The organism is Deinococcus seoulensis (assembly GCF_014648115.1).
Taxonomy (GTDB): domain Bacteria; phylum Deinococcota; class Deinococci; order Deinococcales; family Deinococcaceae; genus Deinococcus; species Deinococcus seoulensis.
Window position 1 is genome coordinate 174,424 of sequence record NZ_BMQM01000002.1, and the last position, 23,765, is coordinate 198,188.

A 23,765-nucleotide genomic window follows, 5' to 3' on the forward strand; every position below is an offset into this window, starting at 1 on the left:
ACCGGACGCCTCCTCGCCCTCCCCCGCTGCGTCCGGGGCGCCTGCCGACCGGGCGGCCGCGCGGCCGGGGGCGCTGGATGACCTGCCCGTGAACGAACTGCTGGAAGACCCGGACGCGCTGGACCCGGCGGACCTGGACCCGGCGGTGGCGGGGCAGTTGCCGCGCACGTTCCGGCTGTCGGACCGCGTGAAACTGGTGCGGAACGTCCTGCCGCCCCTGATCGTGCTGGTGGTGGGCGCCGTGGAGTTCCTGATCTCGCTGCTGCCGGCCGGGCAGGAGTTGTGGGCGCACCTGCTGTTCTACGGGCTGGTCGGGCCGGCCGTCACGTACTTCAGTGTCGAGTGGATCGCGGAAGGCACCCGCGCGCGTGAGCGGGCCGAGCGGGAACTGCGGGACCTGTACGGGCAGTTGCGGGCGTCGCACGCGCAACTGGGCGCGGTGCAGGCGCTGATGCGGGACCTGACGGACGCCGCCGACATGGGCGCGGTGCTGGACGTCGCGGCGCGCGGCGCGGTCCGCGTGACCGGCGCGACCCACGCGACCCTGACCGTGCCCGGCGGCCTGAGCGGCTCGGCGCGCGGCGCGACGCTGCTCTCGGCGCCCAGCGCGGCGCTGTTCCCGCTGCGGGTGTCCATTCCGGGGGGTGGGGCGCTGGCGCTGCACTTCGATTCGCCGCCCACCCCGGATACCGAGTCGCTGGCGCAGGCGCTGGCGGCCGAGGTGGCGCGCGGCGTGGAGGCCGTGCGGCAGCGCACACTGGACCTGATGACGCTGTACTCGGTGGATCAGAGTATCCGCGCCGAGCGCAACATGCGCCGCCTGCTGTCCCGCGTGACCCGCACCATGGCCGACCGCGTGGGAGCCGAGGCGCGCGCGGTGTTCCTGACCGATCAGGACAGCGTGCTGCGCCTGGAGTACGCGCAGGACCGGCAGGGCGAGGCGCGCGGCGGTGGGGTCGCGCCGCCGTTCGCGCTGCGGGTCGCGCAGGCGGACGGGCCGCTGATCACGACCGCCGACGACGCCGGCGAGGTCTTCCCGGACGCGCGCAGCGTGCTGGGCATCCCCATGCGGGACGACGAGGGACTGGTGGGCGTGCTGATGCTGGGCGACGCCCGCCCGAACGCCTTCGACGACGCGCGCGTGTCGCTGCTGGCCCTGATGGCCGGGCAGGCGACGCTGGCCGTCCGGAACGCCCGCGCGTACCTGTACTCGGAGGAACTGGCGATCAGTGACGAACGCGCCCGCATTGCCCGCGAGATTCACGACGGTGTGGCGCAGTCGCTGGCGTTCGCGGCGCTGAAACTGGACGTGGTGGCCCGGCAACTGCACAACGATCCCGCCAAGGCCGAGAGCGAGGTGCGCGCGGCGACCACACTGCTGCGCGAACAGATCCGCGAGGTGCGCCGCTCGATCTTCGCGTTGCGGCCCATCGATCTGGAACGCTACGGGCTGCTGGAAACCGTGCGGCGTTACGTGCTGGATTTCGGCGAGCAGAACGGGCTGCGGGCCACGCTGGACATCAGCGGCGACGTGCACCTGTCGCCCGGCGACGAGGCGGTGGTGTTCCGCATCCTGCAAGAAAGCCTGAACAACGTCGCCAAGCACGCCCGCGCGCAGGAGGTCCGCGTGACCCTGCACGGCGGATCGCGCGTGACGCTGCGCGTGCAGGACGACGGCGCGGGCTTCGATCCGGGTCAGGTGACGGGCCGGGTCAGCAGCGCCGGGGGGCTGGGCCTGCTGCAGATGCGTGAGCGGGTCGAGGCGCGCGGCGGCCTGTACCGCGTGCTGTCCAGCCCCGGCCACGGCACGCTGGTCGAGGCCGAGATGCCGCAGGCCTGATACGGACTCCGAGCCACCGAAGCCCAGACAGCGTGGCTAGCCGTCCTCGTTATAAGCACTCAAGAACGGCTGGCACGTCATTTCTCACTTCATCTCGTAAGATCTGTCCGGCCGTCAGGTTCGAGGCCACTAAAAAACCGAGATAGTAGAAAATCCGCCCTGGCTCGAAAGAGGGAGGGAATTCGTCGTGAATTCCCTCCCTCAACAATTTCGATTCAAACTAATATTTAACTATTCGACAAACTTTCGATGCCGATTTAAGTAGATTTTTCTCTTATCGATAAACCGCTCAACCGAATCATCATCCGCACTAAATTTCTTGGCCAACACCTCCAGTCCAATGCCGTCAAACAAAAGCGCAGAAAGTGAGGGGCTTATGTAAATGGCTTCCTCGGGGATAGGATCGCTATCATCAATAAGATATAGGCCGCGAACACCATTTATATTACTATGCCATATAGTATCTCTACCATCACCATAGGAAATTGGGAATGAATCTTCTGGCAGCCGCCTGCCGTTTTCTTCAGTGAAAGAGAATTCGTAAGCTTCCACGGGGTGCCGCAAACGTATTGCAACATTCAAAGATGCATATCGGAACTCAACAATACCAAACTTTGAGAATAAAGCAACATAACCGCAGGAACATCATTAAATCCGTCAAGGGCTACCATACAATCCAGATCTAAGTCAATCTGCTCGTCTGTCACCATCCTTTCATCTTTGAATGAAGTAAAAGTGTAGCCAGGGTACAATCTATCAAAAAGGGTCACCATGGTGACCTCTGTCGGGCATAGCAATTGCTGCGAAATCGTGTGTCAGAGTTGTAGGACATATCACCTTCAATGACAATAGCGTCGAAATCAATTTCATCCTTGAGATCGAGTTTTATTAGCATGCCATAATTAAATATCGTAGCACATTTGACGTCAATCGGCTTCACCTTCGCTTGAATGAGATCAGTAGCCCCATTGATCAACTCGCCTCTCAATGCAGATTTACACCACCCTGCCCCGCAAGCCGCTCTGGCATCTCTACGATAGTAGACCTCCTGCGCAAATGGGTTTTCAAGTTCCCTCGCCGCTTTCGCTGCCTGCAACGAGAGATCCCAGCGCAGGTTCGAGAGGCGGAGTGACTTTCGCGTCGGTTTCCTATTCCTCTCATAAAGTCTGTCAGGCGGTCAGCGGAATCCGTATGACCCCTCCTGGCGTTGTCAGGCCTCTGACAGACGGCGGGGTGCACAGTGGACGGTATGAATCCAAACCCGACTGCTCCCCACCGGTTCGAGGCGGACACCTGGGCCGTGATGGGCCTGGTCTCCCGCGAGGACGGGACGCCCGTGACCCTGGCGGACTACGAGGTGCTGTGGGAGGGGCTGATGCAGAGCTGCGAGGCGCACGGGCTGCGCTTTTCCGGGCGGGCCGTGCCAGTGGACTTCAACGCCCTGACGCCGGAAGCCGTCATGGAGTTGCTTGACCCACACCAGTACGGCGTGGAAGACCTGCTGCGCTAGCGGCCCCGGCGCCCGGGTCAGTTCAGGGTGCGGCCCGGCAGGATCAGCGCGAAGGTCGGGATGGGCACGCGGGCCTGCACGCCCCAGGCGTCCTGCATCAGGTAGTGGCCGCCCATGTGGCCGGGCGCGGCTTCCAGCGTCACGAACGAGTCGTACAGGAACGTCCCGCCGGGTGCCAGGACGGGTTGCTCGCCGACGACGCCCTCGCCGTCCACGTGGGTCACGCGGCCCGTGGCGTCCATGATGTCCCAGTGGCGGGCCAGCAACTGCCACGTGTCGTCGCTGCGGTTCTCGATGTGAATCACGTACATGAACAGGTGCCGTTCCGGGGTGCTGTGGTCCGCCATGTACTGCACGTTCACCTGAACGCGGATGTCCGGACCGGCGCTGTCCGGCCCGTCCGAGCGGATGGGGGAATTCATGCGGCCCAGCATAACGGGCGCGGCGTAGACTCGCAGGCATGAGTGTCATCAACCGTGAATTCCTGTTCAGCCTGCTGGAAGTCGCCGCGCCCAGCGGCCTGGAACGCCGCGCCGCCGACGTGTGGCTGAAAGAGGCCGCGACCTTCGCCCGCACGGGCGAGGACCACTACGGCAACGCCTACGCCGAGATCGGCCCCGAGGACGCGCCGGTCATCGCGCTGATGGGTCACCTCGACGAGATCGGCCTGATCGTGTCGCACGTGGACAGCGAGGGCTTCCTGGCGGTGCTGCCGGTCGGCGGCTGGGACCCGCAGGTGCTGGTCGGGCAGCGCATCCGCCTGCTTGCGCCCGGCGGGGACGTGATCGGTGTGATCGGCAAGAAAGCCATTCACGTCATGGAGGCCGACGAGCGCAGCAAGGCCAGCAAACTGGAGGACCTCTGGATCGACGTGGGCCTCCCCAAGGAGGAGGTGCAGAGCCTGATTCCGGTCGGCACGTACGGCGTGATCGAGCAGGGTCCCGTCATGGTCGGCACGCGCGTCGTGAGCCGCGCGCTGGACAACCGCGTGGGGGCGTTCATCGTCCTGGAAACCCTGCGCGCCCTGAAGGACCACGACCTGAAGTACCGCGTGGTGGCCGTCGGGACCAGCCAGGAGGAGATCGGCTGCTTCGGCGCGCAGGTCGGCGGCTACCGCCTCGATCCCATCGCCGGGGTCGCGGTGGATGTCACGCACGAGACCAAGCAGCCGGGCGTGAGCGAGAAGAAGTACGGCGTGGCGCCGTTCGGGTCCGGTGCGAACCTGACGGTCGGGCCGATGGTCAGCCCCGTCATCACGCGCCAGATGACCGACGCGGCGCGCGAGGCTGGGATTCCCTTCACGCTGGGCGCGACCGGCCGCTACTCCGGCACGGACGCCGACGCCCTGACCCTGGTGCGTGCCGGGGTGCCCAGCGCCGTCGTCAGCATCCCCAACCGGTACATGCACTCGCCGAGCGAGATGGTCGACGAGCATGACGTGAAAGCCTGCACGGACATCATTGCCGCGTGGATCAGGGCGCTGCCGGAAACCCCGGACTTCACGCGCCGGGGCTGAGGGAACAGGAGGAACGGCCTGACAGCCCCTTCGCAGAGAGCAGGGCGACACTCGGAATTCCGGTGTCGCCCTGCTCTCTGCGGGTCGCGGGTCAGGCGGGCTGAGGCTGCAAGGCGCCGGGGCGGGCGTCGAGCACCTCGGCGGGCACGCCTTCCAGGGCGGCGCGCACCACTTCCAGGCCGGCGCCGGGTTTGTAACCCTGCTCGCTGAGGGTGCGTTTCCAGTGGCGGGCGCCGGGCTGACCGGCGAACAGGCCCAGGGTGTGTTTCATCATGCGCGGCAGCGGCTGACCCGCTTCCAGTTGCGCGGCCACGTACGGCACGAAGGCCTCGATGGCCTCGCGGCGCGTGACGGGGGGCGCACTCTCGCCGAACACGTCCTGGTCGGCGCGGGCCAGGATGAACGGGTCGTGGTACGCGGCGCGGCCGATCATCACGCCGTCCGCCCAGGCCAGGGCGTCCTGCGCGGCGTCCAGGGTCAGCACGCCGCCGTTCAGGACGACCGTCAGGTGCGGGAAGTCCGCCTTCAACTGCCGCACCACGTCGTACCGCAGCGGCGGAATCTCGCGGTTCTCCTTGGGCGACAGGCCCGAGAGCCACGCCTTGCGGGCGTGCACGATGAACGTGTCGCACCCGGCGGCCTCCACGGTGCGCACGAAGCCTGTCAGGTGCTCGTAACTGTCGAGGTCGTCGATGCCGATGCGGTGCTTGACCGTCACGGGCAGGCGCGTCGCGGCGCGCATGGCCTCCACGGCGCGGGCCACGGTGTCCGGCGTGCCCATCAGGGACGCGCCGAACGACCCGCTGCTCACGCGGTCGCTGGGGCAGCCGCAGTTCAGGTTGATCTCGTCGTACCCGAAGTCCTCGCCCATGCGGGCGCACTCGGCCAGGGCAGCGGCGTCACTGCCGCCCAGCTGCAACGCCACCGGATGCTCGACCCGGTCGAAGCCCAGGTGCCGGTCGCGGTCCCCGTGAATGATCGCGCCGGTCGTGACCATCTCGGTGTACAGCAGCGTCCGGCGGGTCAGGGCGCGGTGAAAGACCCGGCAGTGCCGGTCCGTCCAGTCCATCATGGGCGCGACGGACAGCGTCAGGGGCGGGCGGGCAGGAGCGCTCATCAGCCGATCAGTGTACGGGAAAGGCCCCCGCCCCAAAGGTGGCGGAGGCCCGGAAAGAGAGGGAGGGTGGGGTCAGGGACGCTGGTCGTCGTTCGGGTCGGCGCCGAAGGTCGTGCCGGTCCCGGACGCCTGATCTTCCGGCACCGCGCCGGGCGTGGCGGGTGCCGCGCCGCCCAGCCCCGTGTCCTGCGCGCCCGTGCCGGACTCGTCGTAGTGGCCGCTGCGTTCGCTCATGCCGTTCCCGGCGTCGTCCGGCAGGCCGCCCTGGCCAGTGGTCTTCTGATCGTCGCTCATGACCCCACTCTCCCCCGCCCCACCCGGGGTGGGATGAACGTTGCGTGCGCAAACCTTGACGTTCAGGCGATCAGCGGGTGCAGGTCTCCGGCGCTGACGAGTCCCAGCCAGTGCAGGGCGCGGCTGGCTGAGACGTACAGCAGGCGGCGTTCGTACTCGGTGCTCTCGTCGTACGTCTGCGCGTTGGCGCTGGCGACGATGGCGGCGCTGAATTCCAGGCCCTTGGCGAGGTTCACGGGCAGGATGACCAGTCCGCCCCGGAAGCGGTGCTCCTGGGTGGTGATGGGCTGGGCGTCCGTGTCGAATTCCCGCAGGGCCTCGGCGAGGCGGTCGGCGTCCACGCCGCGCCGCGTGACGATGGCGATGTTCCTGTGCCCGGCGGCCTGCGCGTCCTTGACGGCCTGCGCGATCAGGGGCAGTTCCCCGTGCGGTGCGTCGGCGGGGGCCACGTAACGCTGCACGTCGGCGCCGTCGCGGTCCACGCCCTGCACGGCGGCAGCGCGGTTGTACGTGGCGGCGATCCGCGCCCCGAGTTCCGTGATCTGCCGGGTCGAGCGGTACGTGCGGCCCAGCGTGAGCACCTGCGCGCCCGGCAGTTGCGCCTGCACGGCCTCCCAGGAACTGGGGCCCTTGTAGCCGTGCATGCCCTGGTTCAGGTCGCCCAGCGCGGTGATGTGACCGGGGCGGGTGGCGCGGCCCAGCAGCGCGTACAGCAGCGGCGAGTAATCCTGCGCCTCGTCCAGGACCACGTGATCGAAGGGTTCCAGCGTGCGCCCGTCCAGTCGCCCGATGCCGCCCGTGAAGGCCTGCACGGCCAGCATGACGGGAATTTCAGTCACGTCCGCGTTCGCGCGGCGTGGCGTGGGAATGCCGCTCAGGGGGTCGGTCAGTAGCAGTTGAATCTCGCGGTCGGTCAGCAGGCCACTGGCCGCCAGGGCGTCCGCGCTGCCCAGCAGGCGGCGGGCCTCGGTGATGGGCGTGGTCGAGGCGAACACGCGGCCCAGGAAGGTCGTGAGCGGCGCGGACAGTTGCCGCAGCACGCCCGCCTCCTCGCCTTCCGGGACGTTCAGGCGCGACAGGGCCTCGGTCTCGATGGCGCGGCGCATTCCGGCGCGGTACCCGGCGAGTGGGTCGGCGGCGAACACGTCGCGCAGCATGGCGGCCAGTTCGGTTTCCGGGAAGTGCAGCACGACCGGTTCGCGCCCGCGCACCTCGATGCTCTCGCGGATGCTCTGCCCGGCGAGGCCCGCGTTGAACTTGCCCCACAGGTGCGTGCGAACCACGTCCAGCATGCGCGCGTCACCCAGCAGTTTCGCCTTACGCCACGCCAGCGCCCGGCGGGTGTTGTCCCGGTCGGTCAGCAGCAGGCTCAGGGTGCGGTCCGTGACCTCCAGCTTCTCCAGGCCCAGCAGACCGGTCGCCCAGGCTTCGGGGGTGGTCACCACGACCCGCTCGATGCCCAGTTCCGGCAGGATGCGCGCGGCGTACGCGGCCAGCACCCGGTTGGGCATCAGGACCATGCACGCCTCCGGGCGGGCGCGGTGCACGCCCCGGTCAGGGTTGGTCATCCAGGTCAGGCGGTGAAAGCCGATGGTGGTCTTCCCGGAGCCCGCCGCGCCCTGAATGATCACGGGCGTCCCGGCGGGGGCGCGCATGGCGGCGTTCTGCTCGGGTTGCAGCGTCTCGACCACGTCACGCATCCCGGCGGTGCTGTCCTCCTGCAGGCGACGCAGCAGCACCTCCTCGCGGCCGCCGGTGTCGCCGCCGTGCTCGTCGTCGTACAGGTCGGTCACGCGCAGCAGTTTCTTGCTGTGCACGTCCAGCTGACGGCGGCGTTTGATGACCCCGGCGCTGCCCTTGCGGGGCGTCCAGCCCAGCGCGTCCGAGTAGAACAGGCTACCCACCTCGCTGTCCCAGCTGACCACCGAGTACGGTCCCTTCACGTCCCGGAAGCCGTGCTTCCCGACGTACAGCGTCTGCTCGCGGCCCGCCACGCGCACCTTCAGGCTCCCGAAGAACGGCTGGTGCACGTGCGGCGAGAGCATCGCCGCGAACTCCTCGGCCTGATCGCCCAGGATGATGCTGGTTTCCAGGTCCGCGCCCATCTGCCGGTCCCGGTCCTCCCAGAATTCGATCTGACGGATCATGGCCGCGACCGTCTGGGACAGGTGCTCACGTTCAAGTTCAAAATCCGGGTGTGTTTCCGGACGGGATTCCGCAACAGGCATAACGCACAGGATACGACCTGCGGGACCATCCCGGCCCGACAAGCCTGACAGTCTCCTGCCGGACCGTGCCGCCTGGGGGTGGCCTCTGACACGGACTCCGATTGAAGGGGTTGCGGAACCCGCTCCATCCGAGCGGATGCGAGTGGGAGCAGGGCGGGCTGTCGGACGTGGAGTCGGCAGCCCGGTGCCCGGCCGGGTCGTCAACGAAACAGACGGCAGGCCGCATGAAGCGCGGCTCATCTGCCCGGAATGACCGGGAGTACACTCGTGGCATGACTTTCTTCCCGGTCCTGTTTCCTGCTGTCCTCCCGGTGGGACGCCGGGGTACGCTCTGCGCCGCGCTGCTGAGCGCCGCGCTGGGTGCCTGTACGCCGCCGCCCTCGGTGCCCGTGCGGGATGACGTGCCGCCCGTGGTGACGCTGGGGCTGGGCACGCCGCTCTCTCAGAGTGCGCCGGGGGTCGTGCACCTGCTGGCGGGCGTCAGTGACGCTTCGGGCGTGACGCAGGTGACCTTCAAGCGGGACGGCCGGACGCTGGGCACGGACACGTCCGCGCCGTTCGAGTGGACGGACCCGCTGGGCAGCGGTGGCACGTACCGTTACGGGGCCGAGGCGACCGACGGGGCCGGGAATACCGCCGAGCAGTTCCTTGACGTGACCATCACGCTCCCGCCGGGGCTGACCGGGGTGCAGGGCGTGGCCGCGCAGTACGCGGGCGAGGGCAGCAGCGGGCCGCTCACGCAGCCCTGGGCGGGCGGGGCGGGCACCGTGCTGCTGAGTGACGCGCAGGCGGGTACGGAACTGGCGCGGGCCACGCTGACCGGGGCGGGGGCGTTCACGTTGCCGCTGCCGACCCTGGCGGCCGGGTCGGGCGCGGCGCTGTCGGCGGGGGTGCTGGGTCTGAGCTGCGACGCGCCGCCCACGTTTAGCGTGCCGGACGCCCGCGCGGTGCGGGCGGGCGTGACGGTCGGCGCCCAGGCGGCTGCACCCCTGAGCGGGTCCGTGACGAGCGTGAACGGCGTGCCGAAGGAAACCGTCCGTGCGAGTGGGGGTCTGCTGTTCAGCGACCGGCCCGTGCAGGTGTCGGGCACGGTGGCGTGCGTCCTGCCGGGCCTGCGGGACGCGGGCGGCGCGGCCGTGCGGGGGAACGTGACGTTCGGGCTGAACCTGCTGCGCGGGTGGAACGCCGTGTCGTTCACGCGGACCGTGAATTCCAGCCTGCCGCCGGTGGGAGTGTTGCAGAGCGTGCCGGTGCCCGCAGAGTGGGTGGTGGGCGGCGCGGACCTCCCCTGGCCCGCCCAGCCCTGAGCCGCTGACCCTGACCTGCTGGCCCTGACTTGACCCTCCGGGGCGGACTGGCGCACACTGAACGGGCGTTGATCCGCAGGAGTAACGCGAGTGCCCCCAGGGAGCGAGCCTGAGACGGTGAGAGTCAGGCAGGGCGAGGCGCGCGTGAAGGGCGGCGGGGAGCTTCAACAGACACAAAAGTGCCGGTCGGGCCGCAGACAGCGGTGACCGGAACTGGGGTGGAACCGCGCGTGACTTCATGCGTCCCCAGACGAGCGAGTGCCGGAACAAGGCCGCCGTCTGGGGCGTTTTCCTGTACCCGCACGAAAAGGAGCACGTATGCCAGCAACTTCGATGGAAGAACTCGTCAGCCTGTGTAAACGCCGTGGATTCATCTTCCAGGGCAGCGAGATCTACGGGGGCCTTCAGGGCTTCTACGATTACGGTCCGCTGGGCGTGGAACTGAAGAACAACATCAAGGCCGCGTGGTGGCGTTCCAACGTGTACGAGCGTGACGACATGGAAGGCCTGGACGCCAGCATCATCATGCACCGGCAAGTGCTGCGTCACAGCGGGCACGAGGCGACCTTCAGCGACCCGATGATCGACAACAGGAAAAACAACAAGCGGTACCGCCTCGATCACCTCGTGAAGGACCAGAAGGCCGACGTGATCGCGAAAGTAGCGGCGGCGATGGGTGAGAGTGCCGAGAACTTCCCGGCGGTCGTGGCGGCCCTGAACGCCAACCCCGCTCAGGCGTCGCAGGCGCTGAAGGACGCGGGCGTGCGCGACCCGTTCAGCGGTGAGGTCGGCGACTGGACCGAACCCAAGCCGTTCAACATGATGTTCAAGACGACCATCGGCCCGGTCGCGGACGACGAGAGTTACGGCTACCTGCGGCCCGAGACGGCGCAGGGCATCTTCACGAACTTCAAGAACGTCGTGGACTCCACCAGCCGCCGCCTGCCGTTCGGCATCGCGCAGATCGGCAAGGCGTTCCGGAACGAGATCACGCCCCGCAACTTCATCTTCCGCGTGCGGGAGCTGGAACAGATGGAAATCGAGTTCTTCTGCACGCCCGGCACGGACGAGGAGTGGCACGAGCACTGGCTGGAAAAGCGCCTGAGCTGGTGGGAAGCGCAGGGCGTGCCGCGCAGCAAGATCGAGATTCTGGACGTGCCCAAGGAAGACCTGGCGCACTACTCCAAGCGCACGTACGACCTGATGTACGACTACCCCACCCTGGGCCATGAGGAGATCGAGGGCATCGCCAACCGCAGCGACTACGACCTCGGATCCCACACCAAGAACCAGAGTGAGCTGGGCCTGGTGGCGAACGTCGAGGAGAACCTGGACAGTATTGCCAAGCTGACCATCCCGCACCCGGAGACGAACAAGCCGGTCGTGCCGTTCGTGATCGAGCCGTCGGCGGGCGTGGACCGCGCGCTGCTGGCCGTACTGAGCGAAGCGTTCACCAAGGAGACGCTGGAGAACGGCAACGAGCGCATCGTGCTGAAACTCAGGCCGCACCTCGCGCCGATCAAGGTGGCCGTGATTCCGCTGGCGCGCAACAAGGCCGAACTGGTCGAACTGGCCCGGAGCATCAAGAACGACCTGCAGAAACTCGGCCTGGGCCGCATCCTGCTGGAAGACAGCGGGAACATCGGCAAGGCGTACCGCCGTCACGACGAGGTCGGCACGCCCTACTGCGTGACCGTGGACTTCGACACGGTCGGCAAGGGCGACGACGCCACCCTGACCGACACGGTGACCGTCCGTGACCGCGACACGCTGGCGCAGGAACGCGTGAAGATCAGCGAACTGACCGCGTACCTGCAGGCGAAACTGAAATGAGCGTCCCGGACGACCGCCTGCTGCCGTACCTGATGACCGTGGAACTCGCGGTCCTCGGCGTGTACGGCGAGCACCCGGACCTGACGGACGCGCAGGTGGACAGCGCCTTCGAGGAACTGATGCGCCGCTACCGGGCCGAGGCGACGAACCACCCGTTCCGGCCCGGCAAACTGGACGGCCTGCGCGCCGAAGTACACGACGCCGCGCTGCGCAACCTGACCACCATGCTGGAGCAGCCCGGCGAGCACCCCAGCGCCGAGGAACTCCGGCTGGGCCTGGGCCGCCTGCGCAGCAGCGTGAAAACCTGGACGCGCGAGGCCGGGCGGCAGGGCTACCTGCGGTACATCGAGCAGTATGTGAACTCCGGCGACAGCGATCTGCTGGATCTCGACTGACCCGGGGGGTAGCCTCCCTCTCCCCTGCCTGAACGCGCAGGCCCCCGCAAGAAAGCGGGGGCCTGCGCGTCTTCCGTGTGATACGGATTCCGTTTATTTCGTTAACAGATCGGAACACCACCGATCTGTTAACTCCACGTCCGGAACCCGTTTTGCTCCTACTCGCTCCGCTCGGATTGAACGGCTTTATAAGCCATTCAATCGGAGTCCGTATGAGGTGGGGGTTCAGCGGGTCAGGGGCTGCATCCAGTCGGTGATCCAGCGGGCCACCTGATCGCCGCGCGTGACCGTGATGTCCAGGTGTGCGGCGTCCGGCAGGGTGCGGGTGGTCAGGGCCGCGCGGGTGGTCGCGGCGTACTGGCGGTACTGCGCCTCGGTGGTCACGCCCTGCGCGGCGGCCACACCGAGGATCGGCAGGGTGATCTGGGAGCCGTGCCAGACGGGCAGGGTCTTCTCGAAGGGCGTGCCGCGCGTGTCGGTGCGGGCGGCGGCGAGGTCCAGGGTCAGGCGGTTAGGGAAATACCATTCGCTGTAGTCGCTCAGGGGCGTGACGAACCGCCGCGCGAAATCCTGCGGGTCGGTGGGCGCGGCCGGGTCGGTCTGCCAGCCGACCGGGCGGGCAGGATCCTGCGGGCCGACGATCCAGCGGGCGTCCCCCGCACCGGGGAAGGACGCGCCCAGCAGCTGCGCGCCCAGGTTGGGGGCCTCGCTGGCGTTCGTGGCCCGTCCGGTGTTCAGGGTCAGGAAGGGCAGCAGCGCGTACCGCTGTTCGAGCTGCGTCATGGCGGCCGCGAGGTTGGTGGCGGGGAACAGGGTCAGGCCGCCGGTGGGCGCGGGGGCGTCTGGGGCGAGTGCCGCCAGCCGGGCCTGCGCGGCGGCGCGACTGGCGAGTTTCGGGCTGAATATGACCGATTGCACGTACGGGTCGCGGGTCAGGCCGTTCAGGCCCGGCAGTGGCCCCAGTGGGTTGCGGGCCGCCTGCGCGTACTCGTCGGCGGTCAGGGGGGTGCCGCTCATCAGGCCGGGCAGACCGTCGAGCATGACCAGGCCGCGCACGTCGCGCTCACCGGCAATCCCGCCGAAATCGTACGCGGCGTACAGGCCACTCAGGGTGCCGCCCATGGAGTGCCCGCCGATAAACACGTTCGGCGTGAGCTTGCGGGCCTCCATCACGGCCTCGTGCCAGTCGCGCAGGGTGGTGTCCAGGCCCCAGTCCTTCATGAACGGCACGCTGGCGGCCGTGCGGGGCGGCAGGCCACTCCTCACGATGCGTTGCAGGGTGGGAATGTCGCGGCCCAGCAGCGCCGAGTGGTCCTCCAGCAGGTTGCTGCGGCGATCCACGGCCCACACCGCCCAGGTGGGGTGCAACGTCACGATCTGCCGCGCCAGCCGGTCGAAACTGCCCGCGCCGCCCAGGTAACCGGGCATCAGCAGCAGCACGGCCTGCGGCACGTCCGGCCCGTAGCGGACGGTGATGCTGGCGTTCAGGCTGGCAGGGGTGCCGGGCACGGTCACGCCGGGCCGCACCACGCGCCGGGCAGGCACGGCGTCCAGGGTGGGCTGGGCCGGGTCGGTCAGGGCGACCACACCAGGATCGAAGTCCAGCGCCAGAGAGTCCAGTGCCAGAGAATCCAGCGCCAGAACGTCCTGCGGGGCGGGCAGGTCAGGCAGGGAGGCGGGCGGCGCAGCCTGACCGGCGGCGCTGGACAGGCCGCCAAACATCAGGGCAGCCAGTACGGCGGCGGCAGCAGGCAGGGCGTGACGACTCATGCCCTATCCTCTCCCCGGCCCGGCCGGACAAACGTACCGGAGGGAACGCAGGGGGCTTGCGGTGTCATGCAGCGTTTCTTGCGCTGACGCAGAGGCGAGTCTCATACGGAGCCCGACTGAATGGGCTGCAAAGACTGTTCAATCTGAGCCGAAGCGGGCTGCCGGACGTGGAGTTGGCAGGGCCGGTGAAGTTCCGGATTGTCGGCGAAACGAATGGACTCCCTATCAGTCGTCGCTGGAATCGTCTGGGGCGTACTTGTCGCGCAGGTAACGGGCGCGGGCCTGCGTTTCACGGTCCTGCCCGGCCGCCTGTGCCTGCGTGACCTGCCGCATGCGGGCCTCGATCACCTGCAGTTCGCGCGTCAGGTCCTCGGGGCGGCGCGGACCGCTCTGCCACGCCATCAGCAGCTCCGGCAGGTCCTCGCGGGCGGCCTGCCGGGCGTCGAAGGCGTCGCGGGTCAGGGTGCCGCCCGCCGTGACCCGCAGGGCCTCTCGGGTGGCCTGCACCGCCGATTGCAGGGCCGGGCGGGTGGGCGTGGGCAGGCGGCGTTCGTGCAGGCGGTACGTTTCGAGCAGCGTCCACTCCTCGGGGGGCGCGGCGGCGTCCAGCGTGACGGGGGCCGGGCGGGTCAGGGTGCGGGCGCGGCCGAACACCCACACGCCGAACGCGACGAGGAGCAGCAGGACCAGCGCCAGCAGCCAGCCCGCCACGTCGCTGCCGCTCGCCACGCCGATGCCCAGCAGGATCGCCAGGGGCACCAGAATGCCCATGACCAGAAAGCCGATCACGGTCAGGGCCAGCAGGCTCCCGGCACGGCGCACGGTGGGTTGCAGGGCCGCCCCAGTGTTCCAGGGGTCGGCCGGGCCGTCCGGGTCACGGCGGGCCGCGCGGACCAGGGTGCGGGCGGCTCCCGCTGCGCCACGCACGACGCGGCGGGCCGGGCCTGATGGACGGGAGGTGGGGGTGCGGGACGCCATACCCCACAGTACGTGCCGTCCGGTCCGGCCGTTCCTGCCTGGAACACGGTTGAGGGTCAGGCGGGTGTGGGGCGCGGCAGGTCCGCCAGGGCCAGCGTGCGTTCCAGTCGGTGGGCGTGGTACGGCAGGCCGTTGCGGGCGTCGAACGCCTCCGCGAGGGTGCGGGCGGCCCCGGCGTGATGCTCGAATCGTTCTCGGGTGGCGTACGTGCCGTCCGGGCGGTGGCCCGGCAGGTCCTGCGGGAGGGTCAGGGTGAGGGTGTCCTGACCGGCGGCCCGCAGGCCACTGAACAGCAGGGCCGCCGCGAGGTGGAAGTCGAGCCGGGTGTCGAGTTCGGTGGTGCGTTCGGCCCAGCCGACGTGCCGGGCGTACCAGTCCTGCGCGGCAGCGGGGTCGGTCAGGCTCAGGTACTCCAGGTGACGGGCCTGGGCGGTCACGTGGTCCGGGTCGCCTGCCACGAGGTCGCGGCCCTGTTCGTGGTGGCGGCGCGCCTCGTCCCAGCGGCCCAGGCGGATCAGGGCCGGGAGGACCATGCCGTGCGTGGAGTGCGGGATGTGCGAGCAGCTCATGCCGCGGTCCAGCATGCGCTGCACCTGCGCGGCGCATCCGGCGTCGTCCCCGGTGAACTCGTGGTAGTCGGCGATGGTCTGCGCCTCGCAGGCGGGGCAGTCGCTCAGGTGGTCGCGCCGCGCGAACTGCCAGATGTTGAAGGCGGTGCGGGCGCCGTTCACGTCGCCGCGGTGAAGCGCGAGTTGCAGTTCGAAGTACGGCACGGTGCCCCCGCCGGCCCCGAGGGCGCGGATGCGTTCGGTGTAGTCGCGGTGCAGGTTCTGGATGCGTTCCAGCGGAATCTGCGGGAAGTGGTGCGTGGCGATCAGCACCCACTTGTGGCGCCAGGCGAGGCTGTGCTGCTCCCAGGCGCCCAGTTCGGCCTCGTGCTTGTCGAGGTACGCGCGGCACCAGGCGAACGCGACGAGCATCTTCTCGCTCTGCCCGGCGTAGTTGGCCGAGTAGATCAGTTCCTTGCGGGCCTCGTAGGCGGCCGCGCCGTCGCCGCTCAGGTCGGCCTGACGGACGGCCTCCTCGACGAGGGCGAGTCGTTGCGGGCCGTGCGGGAGGTTCTGCGCCTCTTCCAGGGTGGTGTGGACGGTCATGGTGGACTCCTGTTGGGGTGTGCGGATGCGGTTGTGTGGATGCGGGTGGAGGTCAGTTCAGGTGCGGGGCGGGACGGCTGGCATCCGGGTCGCCGAGGGCCACGCCGATCAGGTCGAGCAGACCGCCGTTGAGCAACTCCAGTTCCCGGGCGGTCAGGGGGTGGTGGCCCAGCAGCAGGGCCTGCACGTACAGCATGCCCAGCACGCGGCGCAGCAGCGGCCCGTCGGGCAGGTGCGCGGCCCGCTGCACGAGCGGGTGGTTCAGGTTGAAGTGAACGTCCATGGCGTAGGTGTCGCCGACATCCTTCAGGTCGTCGAGCAGGTCCGCCCACAGCCCGCCGGACGGCCCGACGGTCTGCCGGGTCCGGTGCAGGTCGCGTTGCGCGCCGGGAAAGGCCATGGCGCACAGCGCGGCCGGTTCGAAGTGACTCAGGCGCACCCCGGCGTCCAGCGGGGCCAGGGTGTCCTGCGCGGCGGCCAGCAGCGTGGCGGTCGCGCGGCGTTCGGCCGGGGTGGGCGGCGCGAGGTCCTGCACCAGATCGGCGGCACTCAGGCGCGTGACGCGCACCTGCGGGTTCAGCGCGCCGTAGCGTTCCAGCAGGGTGTGGTCGTAGGTGTACACGGCGTGAATGACAGGCGGCCCGCCGGGCGCCGCGAGCTGCGCCGCCTGCCGGTACAGGTTCAGGTCCGCCACGAAGCGCAGTTCCCCGCCGCTGCGGCCCAGCAGTTCCGGCAGGGTCTGCCGTCCGGCGCTGGATTCGAACGGCAGCCACGGCAGGAACAGCGTCAGGAAGTCGTCGTCCTCGGCGGCCAGCGCCTTGATGCTCAGGTAGTGCAGCGTGATCAGTTCCCGCAGGCGGCCCGGCTGCTCGCGCGCCAGCTCCAGCAGCCAGTCGCGCAGCGTCCCGGCGATCTCCTCGCGGGCAGCGTGCAGGTCGGCGTCGTCGCGCAGGGCGTCGCGGGCGGCATTGGGGCGCAGCGTCCCGGCGTCCAGCACGGTCTTCACGAAGAACGCCCAGCGGGGCGTCAGTTGCTCCTCCTGTTCCGAGAGCAGCATGTGCCGCACGTACACCCGGTGGTGCCCGCGGGCGTCCAGGCTGGGGGTCCAGGGCAGGATGAACGCCACACCACGCACGGCCCCGGCGTGGGTGTTCACGTCCACGAAGTCCAGCGGGGGGGCGTTCAGCAGCGCCTCGCCGTACGCGAGGGTCGCGGCGCGGCGGGCCTCCTCACCGCGCGAGTGGTCCAGCCAGGGCGCACCCGTGGCGTTCAGGGACACAGACCCGGCGGGGCCGACCAGGGTGACGGGGTAGGGCAGCAGCGCGCCGTACTCGGCGGCCCAGGAAGCCACCCGGTCGGGCAGCAGGAACGCGGCGCGGTCCGGGCGGGCGCGCAGGGTGATCTGCGTGCCGACCGGCCCGGCGGGCAGCGCGGCGTCCTCGCCGGTCAGGAGGGTGTACGAGCCGTCCGCGCGGCCCACCCAGCGCACGGGCGGCGTGCCGCGCGCCGAGCGGGACACCAGTTCGATCTCCTCGCTGACCAGGAAGCAGGCGAGCAGCCCGATGCCGAACTGACCGATGAATTCCACGCTGCCGCGCTTGGAGGACCGGCCGATGGTCGCCAGGAAGGTGTGAATGTCGTCCGGGGACAGGCCCACGCCGTTGTCAGTGAAGGTCAGGCGGCCCTCCTGCACGTCGAAGGTCAGGGCGGGGCTGAAGGTGTCGCCCAGGTCGGTGCGGGCGCGGATGGCGTCCACGCCGTTCTGCATGAGTTCACGGACGTACACTTCCGGCCCGGCGTACAGGTGTTCGCTGAGCAGGTCGATCAGGCCCCGGAGGTCCACGGCGAAGGAGCGGGTCATGGGGCGCATTCTCTCAGATCATCCGCGCGGCCACCCCAGCACTTTGACGCAGCGTCACTGACTGCAACGGCCTACGGCCGGATGGGGGCGGGCTGTTCGCGGCGCAGCTGCGCGACCCGTGCCGCGAGCGCCTGCCAGGGTTCCAGCTGAAAGTGCGAGCGTGCCAGTGGGCTGGTGCTGGGCAACACCCACAGTTCCGCGTCTTCCAGCGGGTCCGGTTGCGGGCCGTACCCGAGGCGGGCGGTCGGCACGCCCAGCGTTTCGGCCGCGCCGCGTTTGCTGGTGAACGCCACGAGCCCTGGGCGGTACTGACGGAGTTTGCCGCGCAGTTCGTCGGGCGCGAAGGCGTGGGCGGGCAGCGCGGCGTCCACGCCGCTGTGCCGTTTGGCGACGTCGGTCAGGCCGATCCCGTAGTCCGGCAGGCGGGGGTACTCCTGCGGGTCCAGCAGGCGCGGGGTCAGGCCCACGGCGTGCAGGGTGCGCCAGAAGCGGTTGCCGGGGTTGGCGTAGTACGCGCGGGCGGCGGCGCTGATGCGGCTGGGCGCCGTGCCGACGAGTACCAGCGTCAGGCCGGGGCGCAGCACGTCCGGCACGAGGTACTCACCCGCGCCGGTCAGGTCGCCCGTGGGTTCTGTTGCGGGCAATTCGGGTTCAGTCGTCGTCGTAGCGTTCCTCGATGAAGGGGTCGCCGCGCATGTGGTAGCCGTTCTTCTCCCAGAAGCCGGGCCGGTCGGCGGCCATGAATTCCAGGCCGGTCAGCCACTTGGCGCTCTTCCAGAAGTACAGGTGCGGCACGACCAGCCGCAGCGGGCCGCCGTGCTCGGCGTCCAGGGGTTGCCCGTCGAAGGTGTGGGCCAGCAGGTTCTCGGGCCGCGTGAAGTCCTCTAGGCTCAGGTTGGTGGTGTACCCGCCCACCGAGTGCTGCATGACGTGGGTGGCGCCGGGTTTCAGTTGCAGGTGTTCCATCAGGTCCACGACGCGCACGCCGGTCCAGGTGGTGTCCAGTTTGCTCCAGTGCGTGACGCAGTGGATGTCGTACGTCAGGGTGGTCTGCGGCAGGGCCATCAGGTCCGCCCAGGTCAGGGTTTTCTCGTCGGCCAGTCCGGTCACGCGGATCACTACGTCCTGCGGCGCGTAGTGCTGCGTGGGGCCGTACGTCAGGACCGGGAAGCGGGTGGTGAGCGTCTGGCCGGGCGGCACGCGGCCTCCCATGTCGTCGGCCGGTTTCTTGAAGAATTTCCCGAGCATGCCCGCATTCAACACGCCGGGCCCCCGCGCCGCACAGGGCGCAGCACACCATCCGGGGCGCACATGAAGGCTTCCGATAGACGCGCCGCGCGCCCGGCCCGCCCCCCCTGACGGGCGGGTGACGCGCAGGCCCATAGTAGGGACAGGGGTACCGCCGCGCGTGACCGGGCGCGGTGTAAACTGTGGGGCATACCGGGGCCTTCTCTGTTCCCCTGGATGACGGCAGGCTCCCGGCCCAGTCGCGCCCACCTGCGGGCGCAAGGAGAGTTGAGCCTCATGTCCGCATTTGATCAGGCCAAGCACGAAGTCGAGCGCGCCCGTTTCCTGGGTGATGTCCGTGACCTGCTGGGCATCCTGCGCCGCCAGCCGAACGAACTGCTGCCCTTCGAGTGGGTCCGTCACCTCGCCCCGGACGGCGAGTTCCAGCGCGGCCTCCAGACCATCGAGGTGGATCACATCATCGGGTCGGTGGACCGCTACCGTGAATTCGACCGGCATTACCTGCCCAAGGAACGCCACCTGGACGAACGCTGGATCGGCGTGCGCTCGGCGCAGCTTCAGGGCAAGGAACTGCCGCCCATCCAGGTGTACAAGGTCGGGGACCTGTACTTCGTGAAGGACGGCAACCACCGCGTGTCCGTCGCGCGCCGCCAGGGGCAGAAGTACATCGACGCGTACGTGATCGAACTGCACGTCGCCGTGCCGCCCGAGGAGCACGACACCCTCAAGACCCTGATCATCAAGGGCGAGTACGCGCAGTTCCTGAAGGCCACCAACCTGGACCGGGTCGTGCCGGGCCACCGGGACATCCGTTTCACGACGCCCGGCCGGTACGAGCGGCTGCTGGAACACATCCGTACCCGTCAGTACTTCCTGGACCGCAAACCCGAACGGGCCGGGCTGCCCCCCGTGACGTTCGAGGAGGCCGTCGAGAGCTGGTACCGCCGCATGTACGCCCGCATCGTGGAGAACATCGAGAAGCACGACGTCATGACCCGCTTCCCCGGCCGGACCGAGGCGGACCTGTACCTGTGGATCATGGACCACCGGTACTTCCTGACCCAGAAGTACGGGCATGACGTGGGCAGCGAGGAGGCCACCATCGACTTCGGCGCGCGGCACGCCCCGCCCGCGTACAAACGCCTGGGCCAGCGCATGCGCCTGATGCTGCGCGGCCGCCTGCACCCCAGCATGTAGCCGCGCGGCGGGCCGGGGAGCGGGCCAGTCACCCCCCAGCCCAGTCACCCCCCGACCCACTCCCCTCTGGCTCAGCGGGCCAGCACGTACTCCACGAGGGTGCCCACGCCCCAGCCGGTGGCGTTCTCGTCGCGGGCGGCGTTCCCGGCGATGTCCAGGTGCGCCCAGGGGCGGGTGACGAACTGCTGAAGGAACAGCGCGGCCTTGATGCTGCCGCCCGCCGGTTGCATGTCGCTGTTCTTCAGGTCGGCCAGCGTGCCCTTCCGGAAGGCCTTCAGGTACGGCTGGTGCAGCGGGAGTTCCCACACGAGTTCCCCGGCGGCCTGCGCGGCCGCCTTCAGGCGGTCGGTCAGGCCGGGGTCGCTGCTGAACAGCGCGGCGATGTCGTTGCCCAGCGCGCTGATCTTCACGCCGGTCAGGGTGGCGAGGTCCACGAGTTCGGTCGCGCCTTCCTGGCAGGCGACGGTCAGGGTGTCGGCCAGCACGAGGCGGCCCTCGGCGTCGGTGTTCGTGACCTCGACGTTCAGGCCGTTCGCGGCGCGGTAGATGTCGCCGGGGCGCATGGCGTCCGGGCCGACCATGTTCTCGGCGGCGGCCACGTACGCGCGGACCTCGGTGCCTTCTGGGATGTGGGCGCGCAGGTCCGCCAGGGCGCGCATGGCGCCCAGCACGGCGGCCGCGCCGCCCATGTCGTTCTTCATGCCGTACATCCCGGCCGGGGGTTTCATGGAGTACCCGCCGGTATCGAAGGTGATGCCCTTCCCGACCAGCGCCAGGGTGTGCGTCGCCTCGCCGCGCGCGGGGATGGTCACGCGGATCAGGCGCGGGCCGTGCGTGCTCCCGGCGGCGACGGCGGCCAGCAGGCCCATGCCGCGCGCCGTGATGTCCGGGCCGTCCCAGACGTCCACGTCCAGGCCCAGGGTTTCCAGGGTGCGGGCCTCGCGGGCCAGCGTGGCGGGATTCATGACGTTCGCGGGCGCGCTGGTCAGGGTGCGGGCGAACGTCACGCCGGCGTGCAGGCCGGTCAAGCGCGCGGCGTCCGCGCTGCTCAGGTCGTCGAGGGCCAGGGTCAGTTCCGGGCGGTCTGCCGGAGCGCGGTAACGGGCGTCCTGCCACGCGGCGCTCAGGGCGGCCCCGGCCAGCGCGGCGGCGTGCGGGGTCGCGGCGACCTGCACGGACGCGGCGCGCAGGTCGCGGGCCAGTCGGGTCAGGGCGGCGCCGACCTCGCGGGCCTCGTCGGCGCTGGCGGGGGCCAGGGCGGCAGCCTCGTCGTGCGAGTCGCGGCGGGCACGCAGGCGCACCTCGCCGGGCTTCAGGTCGCGGGTCACGCGGTCGGCGTCGTCCACCGCCACGAACGAGAGGGTCAGGTCGGGGCGTTCCAGCTTCTGAACAAGGGGCATACGCGCAGTACAACACGGCCGGGGCCGCGTGGGTTCCGGCCTGCCGGACAGCGCGCCTTCACGGGCGGGCCGCGCACGGGTTCCGGGCCGGGCGGTATACTTCCCTTTACTGTGACTGGCTCTATTCAAATTACCGAGGCGGCCCTCGCCTCGCTTATCGGGCTGACCGCCCACGAGATTCCGGGCGTGGTGGGCATGGCCCCCGCGAACCTGAAAGAAGGCATCAGCCGCGTGCTGGGGCGCGCGAACGTCAGTGACGGCGTCGTGATCAGCCGCGAAGGCACCCGGTTCGCGGCGGACCTGTACGTGGTCGTCGCGTACGGCGTCAGCATTCCCACGGTCGCGCGCAATATCGTGGAACGCGTGGAACACACCCTGAAAACCCAGGCGGGCACCGAACTGACCGCCATCCGCGTGCATGCCGTCGGGGTGCAGCGTGTCTGACCAGGCCCCCCAGCCCGCCGGGCACGCGACCCTGGCCCCCGCGACCCTGGCGCACATGCTGCGTTACGCCACCGACTGGCTCGGCGTGTACCGCGAGCAGGTGAACGCCCTGAACGTCTACCCCGTCCCGGACGGCGACACCGGCACGAACATGCACCTGACCATGCAGTCCGTGCGGCGCGAACTGGACACCTGCGACGAGAACTCCATGCCCGGCGTGGCGCGAGCCATCAGTTACGGCGCGCTGCTCGGCGCGCGCGGCAACAGCGGCGTGATCCTCTCGCAGCTGCTCAAGGGCTTCGCGGATACCATCAAGGACACGCGGGAAGTCGATACCGCCACCCTGACGCGCGCGTTCCAGGCGGCGCAGAAGACCGGGTACGGCGCGGTCATGAAACCCGTCGAGGGCACCATCCTGACCGTCGCGCGCGGCGTGGCCGAGGGAGCCGCGCTGCCCCGCGAGACCGACACTGCCGAGGGCGTGCTGGAACAGGCGCTGTTCCGCGGGCAGGAACTGCTGGACCAGACGCCCGACATGCTGCCCGCGCTGAAGCAGGCGGGCGTGATCGACAGCGGCGGCCAGGGGTACCTGTACCTCGTGCAGGGCATGCTGGCCGCGCTGCGCGGCGAGGCGCTGCCCCCCGCCCCCGAGATCACCAGTTACGCGCAGGAGCAGTTCGAGAACGAGGAATTCGGGTTCTGCACCGAGTTCCTGATGAGCCACGCCACCGCGCCCATCGAGGAAATCCGTGAACTGGTCAGCCCGTTCGGGGACAGCCTGCTGGTCGTGGGCGCCGAAGGGTACGTCAAGGGCCACATTCACACCAACCAGCCCGACGAACTGCTCGCCACGGTCGGCCGTCACGGCAAGATGCTCAAAACCAAGGTCGAGGACATGAGCGAGCAGCACACCGAGATCCTCGGCATGGCCGGAGCGTCCGCCCGCGCCGAGGAGGAAATCCCGCCCAGCGGACTGGTCGCCGTGGCGAACGGGTACGGCCTCGTGAAACTGTTCCGGTCGTTCGGGGCGCGCATCGTGTCCGGCGGGCAGACCGCCAACCCCAGCGTGCAGGACATCGTGGACGCCGTGCGGAGCGTCAGCGCCGAGCAGGTCATCATCCTCCCGAACAACAAGAACGTCCTGATGGCCGCCGAGAAAGCCATGGAACTCATGGAAGGCCGCGCCGTCGTGATCCCCACCCGCACGCTCGGGCAGGGCATCGGGGCCGCCCTGAACTTCAGCGCGGACGTGCCCGCCGCCGACCTCGTGGACGGCATGACCGACGCGGCGCGCGCCGTCACGACCTTCGAGGTCACGCGCGCCAGCCGCACCACCAACATCACCGTGAAAGACGGCCGCACCCTGGACATCGCCGAGGGCGACGTGATCGGCCTGATCGACGACGAACTCACCCAGAGCGGCGGCACCCCCGAGGACAGCGTCATGGAGATGCTCAACCGCCACTACTCCGGGCAGGAGATCGTCACGGTCTTCGGCGGTCCCCAGACCACCCAGGAGGACCTGGACGCCCTGAGCGCGAAGATCAGCGCCGCGTTCCCGATGGTCGAGGTCGAAGCGCACGCCGGTGGCCCCGACCTGTACGACTACCTCGTCACGCTGGAGTGAGCGCCGTGGGGTGAGTGGGCAGTGGGCCGGGCGCCTGACCCGCTGC

Annotated in this window: 21 protein-coding genes; 9 read left to right on the top strand and 12 right to left on the bottom strand. The window is 69.3% G+C overall.

Features of this window, described 5'->3' with window-relative positions; all coding sequences use genetic code 11:
- Nucleotides 1-187 precede the first annotated feature (187 nt).
- Entirely contained in the window at nucleotides 188-1,840 is a 1,653-nt protein-coding gene (locus IEY70_RS02695; protein ID WP_189063570.1) for a GAF domain-containing sensor histidine kinase, read from the top strand.
- 231 nt (nucleotides 1,841-2,071) lie between these two features.
- On the opposite strand, the gene IEY70_RS02700 is transcribed toward IEY70_RS02695, so the two are convergent.
- Nucleotides 2,072-2,392, bottom strand: a complete 321-nt coding sequence (locus IEY70_RS02700) for a hypothetical protein (protein ID WP_189063440.1) — start codon at nucleotides 2,390-2,392, stop codon at nucleotides 2,072-2,074.
- Nucleotides 2,393-3,089: 697 nt separating this feature from the next.
- On the opposite strand from IEY70_RS02700, the gene IEY70_RS02705 reads away from it, so the two are divergent.
- Nucleotides 3,090-3,350, top strand: a complete 261-nt coding sequence (locus IEY70_RS02705) for a hypothetical protein (RefSeq protein WP_189063441.1) — start codon at nucleotides 3,090-3,092, stop codon at nucleotides 3,348-3,350.
- 17 nt (nucleotides 3,351-3,367) lie between these two features.
- Here IEY70_RS02705 and apaG read toward each other — a convergent pair whose 3' ends face one another.
- Complete coding sequence (gene apaG / locus IEY70_RS02710) at nucleotides 3,368-3,772, bottom strand: Co2+/Mg2+ efflux facilitator ApaG/CorD (protein WP_189063442.1); 405 nt, start codon at nucleotides 3,770-3,772, stop codon at nucleotides 3,368-3,370.
- A gap of 38 nt (nucleotides 3,773-3,810) precedes the next feature.
- Between apaG and IEY70_RS02715 the strand changes: the two genes are divergently transcribed.
- Nucleotides 3,811-4,866: a M20/M25/M40 family metallo-hydrolase gene (locus IEY70_RS02715; RefSeq protein WP_189063443.1), complete on the top strand. Its 1,056-nt coding sequence runs from the start codon at nucleotides 3,811-3,813 to the stop codon at nucleotides 4,864-4,866.
- Between the two features lie 91 nt (nucleotides 4,867-4,957).
- Here IEY70_RS02715 and dusA read toward each other — a convergent pair whose 3' ends face one another.
- From dusA to IEY70_RS02730, 3 genes are all read right to left on the bottom strand, one after another.
- On the bottom strand, nucleotides 4,958-5,983 hold the full coding sequence (dusA, locus tag IEY70_RS02720) for a tRNA dihydrouridine(20/20a) synthase DusA (RefSeq protein ID WP_189063444.1): 1,026 nt from the start codon (nucleotides 5,981-5,983) through the stop codon (nucleotides 4,958-4,960).
- Nucleotides 5,984-6,055: 72 nt separating this feature from the next.
- Nucleotides 6,056-6,277: a hypothetical protein gene (locus IEY70_RS02725; RefSeq protein WP_189063445.1), complete on the bottom strand. Its 222-nt coding sequence runs from the start codon at nucleotides 6,275-6,277 to the stop codon at nucleotides 6,056-6,058.
- A 62-nt stretch (nucleotides 6,278-6,339) separates the two neighbouring features.
- A complete protein-coding gene (locus tag IEY70_RS02730; protein ID WP_229777574.1) occupies nucleotides 6,340-8,505 on the bottom strand; it encodes a HelD family protein in 2,166 nt (721 codons plus the stop codon).
- A 272-nt stretch (nucleotides 8,506-8,777) separates the two neighbouring features.
- On the opposite strand from IEY70_RS02730, the gene IEY70_RS02735 reads away from it, so the two are divergent.
- The 3 genes from IEY70_RS02735 to IEY70_RS02745 all read left to right on the top strand — a co-directional run bounded on the left by IEY70_RS02735 (nucleotide 8,778) and on the right by IEY70_RS02745 (nucleotide 12,040).
- The gene (locus IEY70_RS02735) at nucleotides 8,778-9,812 is read left to right on the top strand and encodes an Ig-like domain-containing protein (protein ID WP_189063446.1); all 1,035 of its coding nucleotides are present in this window, start codon (nucleotides 8,778-8,780) and stop codon (nucleotides 9,810-9,812) included.
- Nucleotides 9,813-10,130: 318 nt separating this feature from the next.
- A complete protein-coding gene (locus IEY70_RS02740) occupies nucleotides 10,131-11,645 on the top strand; it encodes a glycine--tRNA ligase (protein ID WP_189063447.1) in 1,515 nt (504 codons plus the stop codon).
- On the top strand, nucleotides 11,642-12,040 hold the full coding sequence (locus IEY70_RS02745) for a hypothetical protein (RefSeq protein ID WP_189063448.1): 399 nt from the start codon (nucleotides 11,642-11,644) through the stop codon (nucleotides 12,038-12,040). The genes IEY70_RS02740 and IEY70_RS02745 overlap by 4 nt, the downstream gene beginning before the upstream one ends.
- 225 nt (nucleotides 12,041-12,265) lie before the next feature.
- On the opposite strand, the gene IEY70_RS02750 is transcribed toward IEY70_RS02745, so the two are convergent.
- The 6 genes from IEY70_RS02750 to IEY70_RS02775 form a co-directional block, all read right to left on the bottom strand.
- The gene (locus tag IEY70_RS02750) at nucleotides 12,266-13,810 is read right to left on the bottom strand and encodes an alpha/beta fold hydrolase (protein WP_229777575.1); all 1,545 of its coding nucleotides are present in this window, start codon (nucleotides 13,808-13,810) and stop codon (nucleotides 12,266-12,268) included.
- Nucleotides 13,811-14,035: 225 nt separating this feature from the next.
- A complete protein-coding gene (locus IEY70_RS02755) occupies nucleotides 14,036-14,788 on the bottom strand; it encodes a hypothetical protein (protein WP_189063449.1) in 753 nt (250 codons plus the stop codon).
- Nucleotides 14,789-14,844: 56 nt separating this feature from the next.
- Entirely contained in the window at nucleotides 14,845-15,942 is a 1,098-nt protein-coding gene (locus tag IEY70_RS02760) for a hypothetical protein (RefSeq protein WP_189063450.1), read from the bottom strand.
- Nucleotides 15,943-15,994: 52 nt separating this feature from the next.
- Nucleotides 15,995-17,803, bottom strand: a complete 1,809-nt coding sequence (locus IEY70_RS02765; RefSeq protein WP_189063451.1) for an HSP90 family protein — start codon at nucleotides 17,801-17,803, stop codon at nucleotides 15,995-15,997.
- Between the two features lie 71 nt (nucleotides 17,804-17,874).
- Nucleotides 17,875-18,447, bottom strand: coding sequence for a mismatch-specific DNA-glycosylase (locus IEY70_RS02770; protein ID WP_229777576.1), 573 nt, complete (start codon nucleotides 18,445-18,447; stop codon nucleotides 17,875-17,877).
- 7 nt (nucleotides 18,448-18,454) lie between these two features.
- Nucleotides 18,455-19,051, bottom strand: coding sequence for a sulfite oxidase-like oxidoreductase (locus tag IEY70_RS02775; protein ID WP_189063452.1), 597 nt, complete (start codon nucleotides 19,049-19,051; stop codon nucleotides 18,455-18,457).
- A gap of 276 nt (nucleotides 19,052-19,327) precedes the next feature.
- On the opposite strand from IEY70_RS02775, the gene IEY70_RS02780 reads away from it, so the two are divergent.
- The gene (locus IEY70_RS02780; protein ID WP_189063453.1) at nucleotides 19,328-20,248 is read left to right on the top strand and encodes a DUF4032 domain-containing protein; all 921 of its coding nucleotides are present in this window, start codon (nucleotides 19,328-19,330) and stop codon (nucleotides 20,246-20,248) included.
- A gap of 71 nt (nucleotides 20,249-20,319) precedes the next feature.
- Here the strand turns inward: IEY70_RS02780 and IEY70_RS02785 are convergent, their stop codons facing one another.
- Nucleotides 20,320-21,648 carry a M17 family metallopeptidase gene (locus tag IEY70_RS02785; protein WP_189063454.1) on the bottom strand — a complete coding sequence of 443 codons (1,329 nt, stop codon included), beginning with the start codon at nucleotides 21,646-21,648 and terminating at the stop codon, nucleotides 20,320-20,322.
- Nucleotides 21,649-21,759: 111 nt separating this feature from the next.
- Here IEY70_RS02785 and IEY70_RS02790 point away from each other — a divergent pair, with 111 nt between their 5' ends.
- Nucleotides 21,760-22,092, top strand: coding sequence for an Asp23/Gls24 family envelope stress response protein (locus IEY70_RS02790; RefSeq protein ID WP_189063455.1), 333 nt, complete (start codon nucleotides 21,760-21,762; stop codon nucleotides 22,090-22,092).
- A gap of 55 nt (nucleotides 22,093-22,147) precedes the next feature.
- Complete coding sequence (fakA, locus tag IEY70_RS02795; protein WP_189063574.1) at nucleotides 22,148-23,719, top strand: DAK2 domain-containing protein; 1,572 nt, start codon at nucleotides 22,148-22,150, stop codon at nucleotides 23,717-23,719.
- The last annotated feature ends 46 nt before the right edge of the window (nucleotides 23,720-23,765 follow it).